Annotated in this window: 10 protein-coding genes; 6 read left to right on the top strand and 4 right to left on the bottom strand. The window is 69.0% G+C overall.

The genetic code is table 11. The annotated features are described in order from the left end of the window. Positions 1-139: 139 nt before the first annotated feature. Both CVH10_RS09720 and CVH10_RS09715 read right to left on the bottom strand, forming a co-directional pair. Positions 140-1,939, bottom strand: a complete 1,800-nt coding sequence (locus CVH10_RS09720) for an ABC transporter ATP-binding protein (protein ID WP_106488537.1) — start codon at positions 1,937-1,939, stop codon at positions 140-142. A gap of 156 nt (positions 1,940-2,095) precedes the next feature. After that, positions 2,096-2,707 (bottom strand): superoxide dismutase, encoded by a 612-nt coding sequence (locus tag CVH10_RS09715; protein ID WP_106488536.1) that lies wholly within the window; start codon positions 2,705-2,707, stop codon positions 2,096-2,098. A 278-nt stretch (positions 2,708-2,985) separates the two neighbouring features. On the opposite strand from CVH10_RS09715, the gene CVH10_RS09710 reads away from it, so the two are divergent. From CVH10_RS09710 to CVH10_RS09690, 5 genes are all read left to right on the top strand, one after another. Further along, entirely contained in the window at positions 2,986-3,753 is a 768-nt protein-coding gene (locus tag CVH10_RS09710) for an ATP-binding cassette domain-containing protein (RefSeq protein ID WP_035592868.1), read from the top strand. A 98-nt stretch (positions 3,754-3,851) separates the two neighbouring features. Continuing rightward, positions 3,852-4,700, top strand: coding sequence for an ABC transporter substrate-binding protein (locus CVH10_RS09705; RefSeq protein WP_369335766.1), 849 nt, complete (start codon positions 3,852-3,854; stop codon positions 4,698-4,700). Then, positions 4,690-6,693, top strand: coding sequence for a Fe(3+)-hydroxamate ABC transporter permease FhuB (gene fhuB / locus CVH10_RS09700; protein ID WP_106488534.1), 2,004 nt, complete (start codon positions 4,690-4,692; stop codon positions 6,691-6,693). The genes CVH10_RS09705 and fhuB overlap by 11 nt, the downstream gene beginning before the upstream one ends. Further along, a complete protein-coding gene (locus CVH10_RS09695) occupies positions 6,690-7,388 on the top strand; it encodes a DUF1007 family protein (RefSeq protein ID WP_106488533.1) in 699 nt (232 codons plus the stop codon). The genes fhuB and CVH10_RS09695 overlap by 4 nt, the downstream gene beginning before the upstream one ends. Next, positions 7,373-8,383, top strand: a complete 1,011-nt coding sequence (locus tag CVH10_RS09690) for a nickel/cobalt transporter (protein ID WP_369335765.1) — start codon at positions 7,373-7,375, stop codon at positions 8,381-8,383. Before CVH10_RS09695 ends, CVH10_RS09690 begins: the two co-directional genes overlap by 16 nt. 91 nt (positions 8,384-8,474) lie before the next feature. Here CVH10_RS09690 and CVH10_RS09685 read toward each other — a convergent pair whose 3' ends face one another. Continuing rightward, entirely contained in the window at positions 8,475-10,577 is a 2,103-nt protein-coding gene (locus CVH10_RS09685; protein WP_106488531.1) for a TonB-dependent siderophore receptor, read from the bottom strand. Between the two features lie 132 nt (positions 10,578-10,709). Beyond that, complete coding sequence (locus CVH10_RS09680; protein WP_035592864.1) at positions 10,710-12,374, bottom strand: multidrug ABC transporter permease/ATP-binding protein; 1,665 nt, start codon at positions 12,372-12,374, stop codon at positions 10,710-10,712. Positions 12,375-12,599: 225 nt separating this feature from the next. Here CVH10_RS09680 and CVH10_RS09675 point away from each other — a divergent pair, with 225 nt between their 5' ends. After that, positions 12,600-14,744, top strand: coding sequence for a TonB-dependent receptor (locus tag CVH10_RS09675; RefSeq protein WP_106488530.1), 2,145 nt, complete (start codon positions 12,600-12,602; stop codon positions 14,742-14,744). Positions 14,745-14,812 lie beyond the last annotated feature (68 nt).

Below are 14,812 nucleotides of genomic sequence, written 5' to 3'. Positions count from 1 at the left end.
GATAACGACTCTCATTTGATTAGCCGTGTAAGCATTCACGCACTCGCCCAAGAACGCCGGTCGGCTCGCGATGTCCGGAAACGACGCCGGCGCCCAAAGGGCGCCGGCAGGATCAAGGGTAAGGAAAGAAGGCGGTGACTCAGGCCAGTCGCATGTCGGCCGCCTCGAGCTCACCGGTCTGCACCCGCCACTGGGCGGCGTAGCGACCGTCGCGGGCCAGCAGCTCGGCGTGGGTGCCGCGCTCGGCCACCCGGCCCGCCTCGATCACCGCGATCTCGTCGGCATGGACGATGGTCGACAGCCGGTGGGCGATCATGATCACCGTGCGGCCGTGGCCGATGCGGCGCAGCGAGCGCTGGATGGCCGCTTCGGTCTCGTTGTCCACCGCGCTGGTGGCCTCGTCGAGCACCAGGATCGGCGGGTCCTTGAGCAGCGCCCGGGCCAGTGACAGCCGCTGGCGCTGGCCGCCGGAAAGACGCACGCCGCGCTCGCCCACCGCGGTGTCGAGCCCCTCGGGCAGCGCCCGGATGAAGTCCCAGGCCTCGGCGGTGCGCACCGCCTCGACGATCTCGGCGTCATCGGCATCGGGCTTGCCGTAGGCGATGTTGTCGCGGATCGTGCCCTCGAACAGATAGACGTCCTGGCTGACCAGGCCGATCGAGCGGCGCAGCGAGGCCAGCGCCACCTCGTCGAGCGGCTGGCCATCGACGCACACCCGCCCGGCGGCCGGCTCGACGAAGCGCAGCAGCAGCTTGATCAGCGTCGACTTGCCGGAGCCGGTGGCGCCCACCAGCGCCAGGGTGTGGCCCGCCGGCACCGAGAGATCGATGCCCTCGATCCCGGCGCCGGACTCGCCGTAGCGGAAGGACACGCCCTCGAAGCGCACCTCGCCGCGCACCGGCTCTGCCAGGGGCTGGCCGGCGTCGTCGCGCACCCGGATCGGCGTGGCCAGCAGGTCGAGGATGCGTCGGGTGCTGGCCATGGCGCGCTCGAACAGGTCGATCACCTGGGCCAGGCCGGTCAGCGGCCACAGCAGCCGCTGAGTGAGGAACACCAGCACCCCGTAGGCGCCCACGTTGAGCTCGCCGTTCAGCGCCATCATGCCGCCCACCGTGAAGGTGGCCAGGAAGCCGGTGAGGATCGCCATGCGGATCACCGGGATGAACGCCGAGCTGATGCGGATCGCGCGACGGTTGGCCTGCACGTAGGCCTCGCTGGCGGCCTTGAGGCGCTCGGCCTCGCGCGCCTCGGCGGTGAAGCTCTTGATGGTGGCGATGCCCGCCAGGTTGTTGGCCAGCCGGCTGGAGAGCTCGCCGACCCGCTCTCGCACCTCGGCGTACAGCGGCCCGGCCTTGCGCTGGAAGTAGAAGGCGCCCCACACGATCAGCGGGATCGGCGTGAAGGCCAGCAGCGCGATCAGCGGCGAGAGCACGAAGAACACCGCGCCCACCGCCACCACGGTGACGCCGACCTGGATCATCGAATTGGCGCCGCCGTCGAGGAAGCGCTCGAGCTGGTTGACGTCATCGTTCATGGTCGCCACCAGCTGCCCGGAGCTCGTCGACTCGAAGAAGCCCATGTCCAGGCGCTGGACGTGCTCGTAGGCGTCCTGGCGCAGCTCGGCCTGGAGCCGCTGGGCCAGGTTGCGCCACAGGATCTGGTAGAGATATTCGAACAGCGACTCGCCGGCCCAGATGAAGAAGGTCAGTACCCCGAGGATCAGGATCTGCTCGCGGGCGGTGGTGAAGCCCAGCCCGGCGACGAAGCTGTCCTCCTGGTTGACCACCACGTCGATGGCCACCCCGATCAGGATCTCCGGGGCGATGTCGAACAGCTTGTTGATGATCGAACAGGCGGTGGCGGCGACGATCCGACGCCGGTGTCCGCGGGCATAGCGAAGCAGGCGGCCCAGCGCCTCGAAGCTTCTCATATTCGACATGGGGACTCTCTCTGTGGCGGCTGTCCGGTGAACGACACGAGACCGCCGGGCCCTGGGGGGCCCGGCGGTCTGGACGAGACGGCTACCATACCCCGTCGTCGCGGGACTGTCCTCCCGGCAGGGCCCGGGAGGACAAGATGGCGGAAGGATCGCCGCTCAGCCGATGGCGGCGAGATAGCGCCGCTCGACCTCGCTCCAGTCGACCACCTCGTAGAAGGCGGCGATGTACTCGGGGCGCTTGTTCCAGAATTTCAGGTAGTAGGCGTGCTCCCACACGTCCAGGCCCAGCACCGGCGTGTTGCCGTGCATCAGCGGGCTGTCCTGGTTGGCGGTGCTCTCCACCACCAGCGCGCCCTGCGGGGTCACGCTGAGCCAGGCCCAGCCGCTGCCGAAGCGGGAGACGGCGGCCTGGGTGAAGGCCTGCTGGAAGGCCTCGACGCCGCCCAGCTCTCGCTCGATGGCCGCCGCCACCCGCCCGGTCGGCGCCCCGCTGCCCTCGGGCGACATCACCCGCCAGAACAGCGAGTGGTTGGCGTGGCCGCCGCCGTTGTTGATCACCGCCTGGCGCCTGTCGGCGGGCACCCGTTCGAGATCGGCGACCAGCGCCTCCACCGGCACGTCCTCGAGGCCGGTGCCTTCCAGGGCGGCGTTGAGGTTGTTGACGTAGGTCTGATGATGCCGGGCATGGTGGATCTCCATGGTCAGGGCATCGAGATGCGGTTCGAGGGCATCGTAGGCATAGGGCAGTTCGGGCAACGCATGCGGCATGGCGGCGGCTCCTTTTTCGAGAGAGTCGGTCGAGAGAGTCGGTCGAGAGAGTCGGTCGAGAGAATCGGTCGAGAGAGTCGTAGAGAAACGAGAGATGAAACGAACGACCAAGCCTCAGCCTACGCCTCACAAAACGAAATGAAAACCAATATCAATAAAGAGCCAGTTCCATCCCGACGAGATTTGATAACCATTCGTATCAAAGGTAACCTCACGCGGGTGCGCAGCCCTCGCCCATCGTGATGCCCTCGCGCCGCCGACGATCCACGGAGCCCATCATGTTCGACGCCCAGGCCGCGACCTTCGAGGTCAACGGCAAACGCCTGCTGCATCCCACCGATCTTCGCTTCGAGGAAGGCCGGGTCCACGGCCTGATCGGCCATAACGGCTCCGGCAAGTCGACGCTGCTCAAGCTGCTGGCCCAGCAGCAGCCCGCCAGCCAGGGCGTCATCCGCTTCGACGGCCGGCCGCTCGGCGACTGGGGCCACCGCGAGTTCGCCCGCCAGGTGGCCTACCTGCCCCAGCACCTGCCCAGCGCCGAGACCCTGACCTGCCGCGAGCTGATCGCCTTCGGCCGCTACCCCTGGCGCGGCCTGCTGGGGCGCCATACCCGCGAGGATCGTGAGCAGGTCGAGCGCGCCATCGCCCTGACCCACACCGAAGCCTTCGCCGACCGCCTGGTGGACACCCTCTCCGGCGGCGAGCGCCAGCGGGTGTGGCTCGCCATGCTGCTGGCCCAGGGCAGCCGCTTCCTGCTGCTCGACGAACCGCTGGCGGCGCTGGACATCGCCCACCAGGTCGAGGTGCTGGCCCTGACCCGCCGGCTCTCCCAGGAGCTGGGCCTCGGCGTGATCATCGTGCTGCACGACATCAACATGGCCTCGCGCTACTGCGACCGCTTGGTGGCGCTGCACGGCGGCCGGGTGCTGGCCCAGGGCACCCCGGCCGAGCTGATGACCGGCGACACCCTGGAAGCGATCTACGGCATTCCCATGCACGTGATGCACCATCCCGTCGGCGAGCATCGGGTCGCCATCGCCCACTGATTCCATCACTCGCTCGTCACTCGTTCATGGAGTTCCGCTTGTCTCCTCCGCGCCGCCTTCGTCGACGGGCCCGCCGCTGGCTCGCCGGCCCGCTCGTCATGCTGCTCACGCTCTTCACCGCCCTGCCGGCGCTGGCCGACTCACCACATCTGGCATCACCGCGGCTGGCGACCCTCGACTGGACCTTGGCCGAGACCCTGGCCGCCCTCGAGGCTCCGCCCGCGGCGCTGGCCCAGCTCGACGCCTATCACGCCTGGGTGGGCGAGCCGGCGCTGCCGGACGCGGTGATCGACCTCGGCCTGCGCTCCCAGCCCAACCTGGAGCTGCTGGCGGATCTCGATCCCGAGCGCATCCTGATCTCGCCGATGTTCGCCAACCTCGCCCCGCGCCTCGAGGCGATCGCGCCGGTGGACACCCTGACGCTCTATACCCCCGGCCGGGACACCTGGACGGAGATGCGCGAGCTGACGCGCCGCGTCGCCGATATCGTCGAACGGCCCGAGGCCGGCGAGCGGCTGATCGAGGACACCGAGTCGCGCCTGACGCGCCTCGAGCAGCGCCTCGGCGACGACGCCCCACCGCTGCTCGTCGTGCAGTTCATGGACGCCCGCCACGTACGGGTGTTCGGCGACAACGGCCTCTATCAGGCGGTGCTCGACCGCCTGGGGCTCAAGAACGCCTGGAACGGCGTCACCAACGCCTGGGGCTTCTCGCTGGTCGGCATCGAGGCCCTGGCCGGCCTCGACGCCCGGCTGGTGGTGGTCGAACCCTATCCGGCCGGCGTGCGCGAGACCCTGGCCGACAGCGGCCTGTGGCAGCGACTGGTCGAACGCAGCCGCGGCGAGCCGCTGATTCTCCCCCCGGTGTGGAGCTTCGGCGCCCTGCCCTCCGCCCAGCGCTTCGCCGAACAGCTGGTCACCGCCCTGGAGAAAGACGATGTCCGCTGATGCGCTTACCCACGCCACACCTTCACGCCGTCTGACGCCGGGCCGCGCCTGCCTGCTGCTGGGCCTGCTCACCGCGGGCCTCGCCCTGGCCCATCTGGCATCGAGCACGGGGCTCGTGACCGGACTGTCGTCGCTGGTGACGATCCCCGACGCCTCGTCGGAGGCCCTGGTGCTGCACTTCGCCTGGTGGCCGCGGCTGGCCATGGCGCTGATGGCCGGCGGCGGCCTGGCGCTGGCCGGGGTGCTGATGCAGCAGGTGCTGCGCAACCCGCTGGCGGCGCCGACCACCCTGGGCGTGGCCAGCGGCGCCAACCTGGCGCTGATGGCCGCCAGTCTGCTGGCGCCCGGGCTGCTGGCCCTGGGCCGCGAATGGGTGGCGCTGGCCGGCGGCGGGCTGGCCATGGGCCTGGTGTTCGCCCTGGCCTGGCGTCGCGGGCTGTCGCCGGTGGTGGTGGTGCTCGGCGGGCTGGTGGTCAACCTCTACTTCGGCGCCCTGGCCATGGTGCTGCTGCTGTTCCATCAGGAAGCGCTCAAGGGCCTGTTGATCTGGGGCGCCGGCTCGCTGGCCCAGAACGGCTGGAGCGACGCCGCCTTCCTCGCGCCGCGCCTGGCGCTGGGCGCCCTCGGCGCCTTCTGGCTGCTGCGCCCGCTGGCGGTGCTGGAGCTCGACGAAGCCGGCGCCCGCAGCCTCGGCGTGTCGCTCAAGTGGCTGCGCCTGGGCGGGCTCGGCCTGGCGGTGTTCCTCACCGGCTGCGTGGTCAGCACGGTGGGTGTCATCGGCTTCATCGGCCTGGCGGCGCCCAACATCGTGCGCCTGGCCGGGGCCCGGCGGCTGGGCAAGCGGCTGCTGTGGTCGACGCTGCTCGGCGCCCTGCTGCTGGCCACCACCGACCAGCTGCTGCAGCGCTACGCCGGCACCCTGCCGACGCTGATTCCCACCGGCGCCACCACCGCTGCCCTGGGCGCGCCGCTGCTGCTGTGGCTGATTCCGCGCCTGCGCCTCAACGGCTCGGCGCCGCCGCGCCACGCCGGCACGCCCGCCATGCGGCATCCCGCCCCACGACGGCTGATCGTCGGCCTGTCCCTGGCCCTGGTTGCGATGGCCGCGGTGGCGGTGCTGGCCGGTCAGGGCGCCGACGGCTGGCAGTGGGCCTCGCCCCTGAACACCGACCTGCTCGAGTGGCGCTGGCCCAGGCTGCTCGCCGCCGCCGGCTGCGGGCTGATGCTGGCCGTCGCCGGGACCCTGATCCAGCGACTCACCGCCAACCCCATGGCCAGCCCCGAGATCCTGGGCATCAGCGGCGGCAGCGCCATCGCCCTGATGGCGGCGATCTTCCTGCTGCCGTCGCCGGGCAACCTGGCACTGGTCGGCGCCGGGGTGCTGGGCGCCCTCGCCGCCCTGGCGGTGCTGGTAATCGTCAACCGCAAGAGCGGCTTTCAGCCCGAACGGCTGCTGCTCACCGGGGTGGCGATCACGGCGCTGTTCGAGGCGGTCAAGGCCGTGGTGCTGGCCGGCGGCGACCCGCGCGGCCAGCAGGTCATCGCCTGGCTCTCCGGTTCCACCTACTATGTCGATGCGGCGAGCGCCGTGACGGTCGCCGGCGCGGCCGTGGTGCTGGCGATCATCGCCGCGCCGCTCACCCGCTGGCTGGACATCCTGCCGCTGGGCGGCGCCACCGCCGCCGCGCTCGGCATCCCGCTGCGTCGGGCGCGGCTCGGCCTGCTGCTGCTGGTCGCCCTGCTGACCGCCGCCGCGACCCTGGTGGTCGGGCCGCTGTCCTTCGTCGGCCTGCTCGCTCCCCACATGGCACGGCTGCTGGGCTTCACCCGCGCCCGGACGCATCTCGCCGGGGCCGCCCTGACCGGCGCGTTGCTGATGGTGCTGGCGGACTGGCTGGGCCGCCAGTTACTGTTCCCCCAGGAGATTCCTGCCGGCCTGGTCGCTTCGCTGATCGGCGGCGCCTATTTCATGTGGGGGATGCGACGGCTATGAGCCATCTCGATAACCGGGCCCGCCGATGGGCCGATCGCTGGCAAGGCCGGCTCGCCTGTTGCATCGCCTGCGCCCTGGCGCTTTTCCCGCTGACGGGGGCCGCGCACCCCCACGGCTGGGTGGACGTCTCGGTGAAGGTGATAACGGATACCCAGGGACGTGCCGAGGCCCTTCAGCAGCGCTGGCGACTGGATCCGTTCTACAGCCAGCTGCTGATGGAGGAACTTCGCGCCGCCCAGGGCGACGAACCGATGGCGGCGCGCCTCGACCAGCTGGGGGTGGAGATCCGCAATACCCTGGCCCCGAAGCGCTATTTCACCCACGTGACCCGGGCCGGCCAGCCGGTCGAGCTCGGCGACGTCGACGACTTCACCACCCTGGCACGCGGCGGTCGCGTCGAGCTGATGTTTCGACTACCGCTGGCCAATCCCCTTCCGTTGGACGAGTCGCCGGTGCGCTACCGCATCTATGACCCGACCTACTACCTCGAGGTCGTGCACGAGGCGGACGGCGACACGCCCAGGCCGGACGCGCTGACGGTCGAAGAAGACGGCTGCCGTACCCGGATCATCGCCGCCGATCCCGATCCGGCGAAGGTCGCCGAGGCGGCCATGCTGGATCGCGGCGAACAGGCGGAAGAAGGGCTCGGCCGCTTCTTCGCGGAAACGGGAGAGATACGATGCGATCATCCATGAAATCGGCCGACAGGGCTCGGCCTCGCCCCCGGTGGCTCGGCCCCGCGGTCCTTGGCGGACTCGCCCTGGCGCTGCTCGCCGCGGCCTGGGTCACGCTGGGCCAGGAGGCCAGCCTGCGACTGGTCGCCTGGCAGCGCGACCTTCACCGCGCCCTGACGGAGGCGATCGCGGCCCTCGACGCCGCCCCGACGGCGGCCGCCTGGTGGGGCCTGCTGGGCCTCAGCTTCGGCTATGGGGTCTTCCATGCCGCCGGCCCGGGCCACGGCAAGGCGGTGCTCGGCACCTACCTGCTCAGCCAGGGCGGCGCGCTGCGCCGGGCCCTGCTGCTCTCCTGTCTGGCCTCGTTGCTGCAGGCCCTGGTGGCCATCGGCCTGGTCACGGTGCTGGTCCATGGGCTGGGCTGGCTGACCCGCCAGGCCATGGGCTCGGTGGTATGGCTGGAGCAGGCCAGCTACCTGCTCGTCGCGGCACTCGGGCTCTGGCTGTGCTGGCGGGCCCTGGCCGGCCATCGGCACGCGCCAGGCTCTCATGACCATGACCATGACCATGACCATGACCATGACCCGCACGAGTGTGACTGCGCCCACCATCTGACGCCCCAACAGGCCTCGGACTGGCGCGGTGCCCTGGCCGTGGTGGCCTCGATCGGCATGCGTCCCTGCAGCGGCAGCGTGCTGCTGGTCGGCGCCGCCTCGCTGCTGGGGCACTATTGGAGCGGTGTGCTGGCGGTGCTGGCCATGGCTGCCGGTACCGCCCTGACGGTCTCGGCGCTGGCCCTGGCCAGCGTGATGGCCCGGGGCTGGGCCGAGCGCCGCCTGCAGCGTTCGACGCGTGGCGCGACCCTGGAACGCTGCCTGAGAGCGGCCGGCTTCGCAGGCGGTGCCCTCATCCTGATGCTGGGGCTTTCACTGTTCGTGGCCGGGGCCCAGTCACCCGACGCACCGCCGCTGCTCGAGGGCGCCCCCACGACCTCGCCCTCGCCGTTCGGCGGCTAGCGCCTCGCGCACGACAGCCAGCCCAGGAACGACCGCGCCCGGCCATTGAAATGGCCGGGCGCGGTGCATTTGGCATGGTGAAAGGCGTGACTCAGAAGCGGTAGCTCAGGCTGCCGATCACGCTGCGCGATTCGCCGTAGTAGCACCAGGAATCACAGCCGCTGATGTACTCCTTGTCGGTCAGGTTGGTGACGTTGACCTGGGCCTCCCAGGAGGAGTTGATCTCGTAACGTGCCATGGCGTCGTAGACGGTGTAGGACGAGACCTCATCGTTACTATCGGCCGCGGCATTGACGCTTTCGCCGACATAGCGCGCCCCGGCACCGATATCCAGGCCGTTCAGAGCGCCACCCTCGAAGCCGTAGTCGAGCCACAGCGACGCCTGATGGCGCGGCGTCAGGCCGGCACGAAACTCGCCACGGTCGGGATCCTCGACCGTCGTATCCAGATAGGTGTAGGCCGCCGTGAGCTGCAACTGGTCAGTCAGATAACCCACGCCCTCGAGCTCGAAGCCCTGCGAATGCCGCTCGCCTCCCTGCGACTGTACGAACTGAGCGTCCGTGTACAGCGTATGGGTTTCCTTCAGGTCGAACACCGAGGCATTCATGTAACCGTCCAGCCAGTCGGGCGTGTACTTGATCCCGGCCTCCCACTGCTCGCCTTCGCTTGGCTCGTAGGCCTGGCCGTTCGGGCCGCGCCCGCCGTTCGGGGTGAAGGATTCGCTGTAGCTGAGGTAGGGCGAGATGCCGTAGTCGCCCAGGTACATCACGCCGCCGCTGAACGACAGCTGGCGATCGGTCTGGTCGTATTGGTTCGCGGCCGGATCATCACTGTAGCTTTCCACGGTGGCGGTGTCGTGGCGCACGCCCCCGAGGAAGATCCAGCGGTCGTTTAGCCGAAGCTGATCCTGCAGGTAGACGCCGATCTGTTCCTTCTTCTCCTCGGCGTCGTAGCGGAGCGAGCCGGGCGCGTAGTCACCATACTCGGGATCGAAGACGTCGAAGCCGGAGAAATTGCCGGTGCCATCGCCATTGCGATAGTCGACATCGAGGTTCTGATAGTCGACGCCGAACAGCAGCGTGTTCTCGGTGTTGTCGGTGAACCATTGCCCGACCAGGCGGTTGTCCACCGTGAAGGCGTCGTAGCTGCCGTCGCGATAGGTCAGGTAGCGCCCCACCGTGCGGTGATCCGCGTTGAGGGCGGTAAAGGGCGACAGGGTCCTCAGCATCAGATCCATGTGGCTATAGCGCAGGTTCTGCTGGAACTGCCAGGTGTCGTCGATATCGTGCTCGAGCTCGTAGCCGACGGCTACCTGCTCGCGCTCCTGGCGCTCGTAGTCCGGCTCGCCGAGGTTGGTGTCGGGGCCGATGCGGCCGAACTCGGTGCTCGTCAGCGAGCCCTCGACCGGCCGGAAACCCTTGCTCGGCGTGCCGTGATCCTTCATGTAGCTGGCCAAGAAAGTCACGGTAGTATCGTCGGCTAGATCCACCGCCAGGCTCGGCGCCAGATACACCCGCTCGTTATCGGTATGCTCCAGCTCGCCGTCGCCCTCGCGGAACAGGCCGACCATGCGGTAGCGCATGCTGTCGGTGCCGGTGACCGGCCCGGAACTGTCGATGCCGATCTGGCGATGCCCCTTGTTACCCACCTGCAGCTCGAGCTCGCCCTGTTGCTCGAAGGTGGGGCGCTTGCTGATCGCATTCACGACGCCGCCGGGAGGCGCCTCGCCGTAGAGAATCGACGCCGGCCCCTTGAGCAGATCCACGCGCTCCAAGCCGTAGGGCTCGGTCACCCACCAGAAGTAGCCGCTCTCGCGGAACAGGCGCAGGCCATCCTGGTAGGTCGAGTTCTCGCCGCTGAAACCGCGGATGTTGAACCAGTCGACGCCGTTGTCGCTGCCATAGGGGGTCGCCTGCACGCCGCTGCGATAGCGGAAGGTCTCGTCGAAGCTGTTGACCGCACGCTTGTCCAGCTCGTCGCGCCCGACCTCGGACACGGCCCGCGGCGTCTCGATGGTCGGCGTCGCGACCTTGAGCGCGGTGGCGCTGACGACGACGGTGTCGGTCTCGACCTCCGTGGCGTCCTGCTGGGCCAGCGCCGCGCCGGCGGCGCCGATGAGGGTGAAGCCGAGGCCATAGCGGACGGCGGCGGTCAGGGGGGACAGCCGCCACGAGCGGCGGGATACGCGAGTCATTGGTGTGTGCCTTACGATTCGGGGGACAAGGGAGCCGCCAGCGCAGAACGCCACGTTCGAGACGGCGGCACGCAGATGCTAATGGCTTTTATTTGCGGAAACAAATATGACGCATCCCGCCCCTCCGACCGGCTAGCCCCTCACTTCGTCGAGCCGGGCCACCGCGTCCCGGCTGACGCTCAGCCGCTGGTCGCCCGTCAGTTCGCTCAGCCTGCCGCCGTGCATCTCCAGCAGCCGGTCGGCGTGGTCGAAGTAATGGTCGTCGTGGCTGATGGCGAACACCGTCTTGCCCATCGCCTGCAGCCGCGGCAGCAGGTCGCGGTAGAAGACCCGGCGGAACTGCGGGTCCTGATCGGCGGCCCACTCGTCGAGCAGCAGCAGGTCGCGCTCCTCGGCCACCGCCATCAGCAGCGCCAGCCGCTTGCGCTGCCCCTGGGAGAGCTCGGGATTGGTCACGCTCTGGCCGTCGAAGGCCAGCTTGTCGCGCATCGCCAGCTCCTCCAGCCACGCCTCGACCAGGGCGGGGTCGGCCTGGGCGCCCTGGGGCCCGACCAGGTCCGCGAACTGGTGAAAATCGCTGAACACCGCGGAGAAACGCTGCCGGTAGGACGCGGCATCCCTCAGCGGCTCGCCGTCCAGCAGCAGCTCGCCTTCCTGGGGCCGATAGAGGCCCGTCAGCAGCTTGGCCAGGGTCGACTTGCCGCTGCCGTTGCCGCCGATCAGGAACACCATCTCGCCGCGCCGCAGCGTCAGGTCCAGAGGGCCGACGGCGAAGCCGGTCTCGCCGTCCGCGCCGGTGTAGGCGAAGCGCACGCCGCGCAGGCTCAGGGTCTGCCAGTCGCCCGGCTCAGCCTCGGCCACCGCGAAATCGCGCTCGGCCTCGGCCAGCTCCAGCGCCGCGATCTTGTCGAAGGCCACCTGGGCGCTCATCAGCGTCGGCAGCGCGCCGATGGCCTGCAGCAGCGGCGTGCGCAGGAACAGCAGGGTCAGCGAGTAGGTCGCCGCCACCGAAGTGCTGGCCCAGCCCAGGCCGTTGGCGAGGAAGAACACCACGCCGATGGCGCCGAGCATCATGATGTTCGACCAGTTGATCGCGCTCAGATGATAGGTGTCGGCGCGGATGATCTGGCCGCGGTAGTCGCGGGCGTCGACTTCGTAGCGCTCGTCGTAGAGACGCCGCGCCCGTCCGCGGTTGAGCGCCAGTTCCTTGCGCCCGTGGATCACCGCCTCGTAGTCGCGGTAGAGCCGGTCCTCGCTCTCGCGCACCCGCGAGAGATGCCGATAGACCCGCTTCACCAGCCACGAGCTGACGGCGATGGTGACCGCCAGCCAGGCGGCCGTGACCGCCAGCAGGCCCGGCGACAGCCAGCCCAGGTAGAGCGCCGAGCCGGCGGTCAGCACCAGGCCCTGGATCAGCTCCGGCAGGCGCACGAAGGCGATGGTCACGTTGCGGATGTCGCTCGACAGGCTGGCCAGCAGTTCGGCGCTGCCGAGGCGCTCGAGGCGCTCCACGTCGGTATCGAGGATCTGCTTCACCAGCCGCCCGCGCAGCCCGTGGACGAAATGGTGGCCGAGGATGGTCAGCGCCAGCTGCGAGGCCAGCGTCACCACCAGCAGCGCGACGATCACGCCGAGGAAGGCCGGCAGCACACCGGCCGGATCGCCGACCGTGTCGATCAGCCGCCGGTTGATGAAGGCGATGGCACCGATGCCGAGCCCGGCGCTGGCTAGGCTGAGCAGCATCACGCCGAGGAAGGGCCAGCGGTAATGGCGATAGACGACGCGCAGCAGTTCCACGATGCATCCTTGTTCTGGGGCGATAAGAAAGGAGGCATTGTCCGCCTGTGAGGGCATGCGTCAATGCGGGGCTCGGTGATGCCGCCCTCTTGCGTCACGCGAAACGCGCCCTCCCGAATTGCGCAACACAATGAAAAGCATTATCGTTTGCAACATCGAGGCAGTCTACCGACCTCGACACATAACGATAACCATCCCCCGGATCGAACAAGGGATCTTCACGACATGCCCACTCCCCGACAACCGAACCTCAAGCGGCTGCCGCTGCTGCCGCTCGTCCTCGGTTCCGCCCTGCCCGTCACGGCACTGGCCCAGTCCACCGGCGAGGCGCCGAGCGCGACCGATGCCCAGGCCATGAACCCGCTGGTGATCACCGCCACGCGTAATCAAAGCCGCGCGGACGAGACACCCCAGAAGGTCACCGTCATCACCCGCGAACAGATCGAGCAGCAGCTGGCGATCACCCAGGACCCGGGCCAGGTGCTCAGCAACCTGATTCCCTCCTACTCGCCCAGCCGCCAGAAGCTCTCCAACGCCGGCGAGACCTTCCGCGGCCGCGCGCCGCTGTTCCTGGTCGACGGCGTGCCCCAGTCCAACCCGCTGCGCGACAGCGGGCGTGACAGCTACACCATCGACCTCTCGATGGTCGAGCGCATCGAGGTCATCCACGGCGCCAGCGCCGAGCACGGCCTGGGCGCCACCGGCGGCATCATCAACTACGTGACCAAGCGCCCCGACGGCGCCGGCCTGAGCCAGCACGCCGGCATCAGCCTGACCAGCGACGACGACTTCGAGTCCGAGGGTTTCGGCCACAAGCTGGACTATCGCCTGAGCGGCCAGACCGGCGACTGGGACTACGTGGTGGCCGCCAGCCGTCAGGAACGCGGCGTCTTCTACGACGGCAGCGACGACGAGGTCGGCATCGCCTATCCCGGCGAGATCCAGAACTCCGAGAGCTACGACCTGATGGCCAAGGCGGGCTACTGGATCGACGATCACCAGAACGTCGAGGTCTCGCTCAACCGCTTCGAGCTGGAAGGCAACGGCGACTATGTGCCGGTGGCGGGCGACCGCGACGCCGGCGTCGCGACCACCGCACGCAAGGGCGAACCGATCGGCGATCCCGGCTTCAATGAGGTCACCACCGCCCGGCTGTCGTATTCCCATGACGACTGGTTCGGCAACAGCGTCGACGCCCAGCTCTATAGCCAGCGCTTCCGGGCCCAGTTCGGCACCACGCCCTACTTCCCCTACCAGGGCGACGACGGCACGACCCGCTACGACCAGACCCGCAACGAGTCCGACAAGGTCGGTGCCAAGTTCACCCTGTCCCGAGACGGTCTGCTCGACGATCGCCTGACCCTGACCACCGGCCTCGACCTGCTCGAGGACGAGACCCGGCAGATGCTGGTGCACACCGACCGCACCTACGTGCCGGAGACGCAGTTCCGCAACGTCGCCGCCTTCCTGCAGGGCGACTACAGCCTGACCGATGCGGTCAGCCTGCACGCCGGCGTGCGCCACGAGCGCGCCGAGCTCGACGTCGACGACTTCTCGACCATTGACCGCAGCAACGTCACCCTGGACAACGTCAGCGTCGAGGGCGGCACGCCCGACTTCGACGAGACGCTGTACAACGCCGGCATCGTCTATCAGGCCACCGAGTGGGCGCAGCTCTACGCCAACTACTCCGAAGGCTTCGGCATGCCCGACGTGGGCCGCGTGCTGCGCGGCATCGGCGAACCCGGCCAAAGCGTCGACGGCCTGCTGCAGCTGCAGCCCATCGTCACCGATAACCGCGAGATCGGCGCCCGCTTCGACTGGGATCGCTACGGCCTCGAGTTGAGCTACTACGAGTCGAACTCCGACTACGGCGAGCGCCTGGCCTTCGAGAACGGCACCTGGGTCGGCAGTCGCGAGAAGACCGAGATCCAGGGCGTCGAGGTCACCGGCGAGGCCCGGGTCAGCGATCGCCACCGGCTGCGGTTGTCCTACACCCACGCCGAAGGCGAGTCGGACACCGACGGCGACGGCAGCGTCGACACCGAGCTCACCGGCATCAACATCGCTCCGGACACCCTCAAGCTGGCCTGGAGCGCGGCCTGGAACGACGAGCTTTCCACGCATCTGCAGTTCAGCCGCTACTTCAACCGAAGCGTCGACGACCCCGAGCTGGAGTTCGACGGCTACGGCCTGGTCGACGCCTCGCTGACCTATCGCCTGCCGGTAGGCCGCACCAGCCTGGGCGTGGAGAACCTCACCGACGAGGACTACTTCACCTACTACTCCCAGGCCGCCCGCAACAGCGATGACTACTACTTCAAGGGCCGCGGCCGCACCCTGACCCTGAGCTATCAGCTCGACTTCTGAGCCGTCGTCGTATGACGCCTGCCATGAGCGGCATCTCAGGATGCCGCTCCCTTCCGTTTTCTGCCGGC

This window comes from Halomonas sp. ND22Bw (genome assembly GCF_003011945.1).
Classification (GTDB): domain Bacteria; phylum Pseudomonadota; class Gammaproteobacteria; order Pseudomonadales; family Halomonadaceae; genus Halomonas; species Halomonas halophila.
Note: the sequence above shows the minus strand (reverse complement) of the source record. Positions and strands in the feature narration are given on the sequence as shown.

Excerpts from the sequence above, each read along its gene's own strand:
- CVH10_RS09720 (WP_106488537.1), bottom strand. The coding sequence starts at position 1,939 with ATGTCGAATATGAGAAGCTTCGAGGCGCTGGGCCGCCTGCTTCGCTAT.
- CVH10_RS09715 (WP_106488536.1), bottom strand. The coding sequence starts at position 2,707 with ATGCCGCATGCGTTGCCCGAACTGCCCTATGCCTACGATGCCCTCGAA.
- CVH10_RS09710 (WP_035592868.1), top strand. The coding sequence starts at position 2,986 with ATGTTCGACGCCCAGGCCGCGACCTTCGAGGTCAACGGCAAACGCCTG.
- CVH10_RS09705 (WP_369335766.1), top strand. The coding sequence starts at position 3,852 with ATGCTGCTCACGCTCTTCACCGCCCTGCCGGCGCTGGCCGACTCACCA.
- fhuB (WP_106488534.1), top strand. The coding sequence starts at position 4,690 with ATGTCCGCTGATGCGCTTACCCACGCCACACCTTCACGCCGTCTGACG.
- CVH10_RS09695 (WP_106488533.1), top strand. The coding sequence starts at position 6,690 with ATGAGCCATCTCGATAACCGGGCCCGCCGATGGGCCGATCGCTGGCAA.
- CVH10_RS09690 (WP_369335765.1), top strand. The coding sequence starts at position 7,373 with ATGCGATCATCCATGAAATCGGCCGACAGGGCTCGGCCTCGCCCCCGG.
- CVH10_RS09685 (WP_106488531.1), bottom strand. The coding sequence starts at position 10,577 with ATGACTCGCGTATCCCGCCGCTCGTGGCGGCTGTCCCCCCTGACCGCC.
- CVH10_RS09675 (WP_106488530.1), top strand. The coding sequence starts at position 12,600 with ATGCCCACTCCCCGACAACCGAACCTCAAGCGGCTGCCGCTGCTGCCG.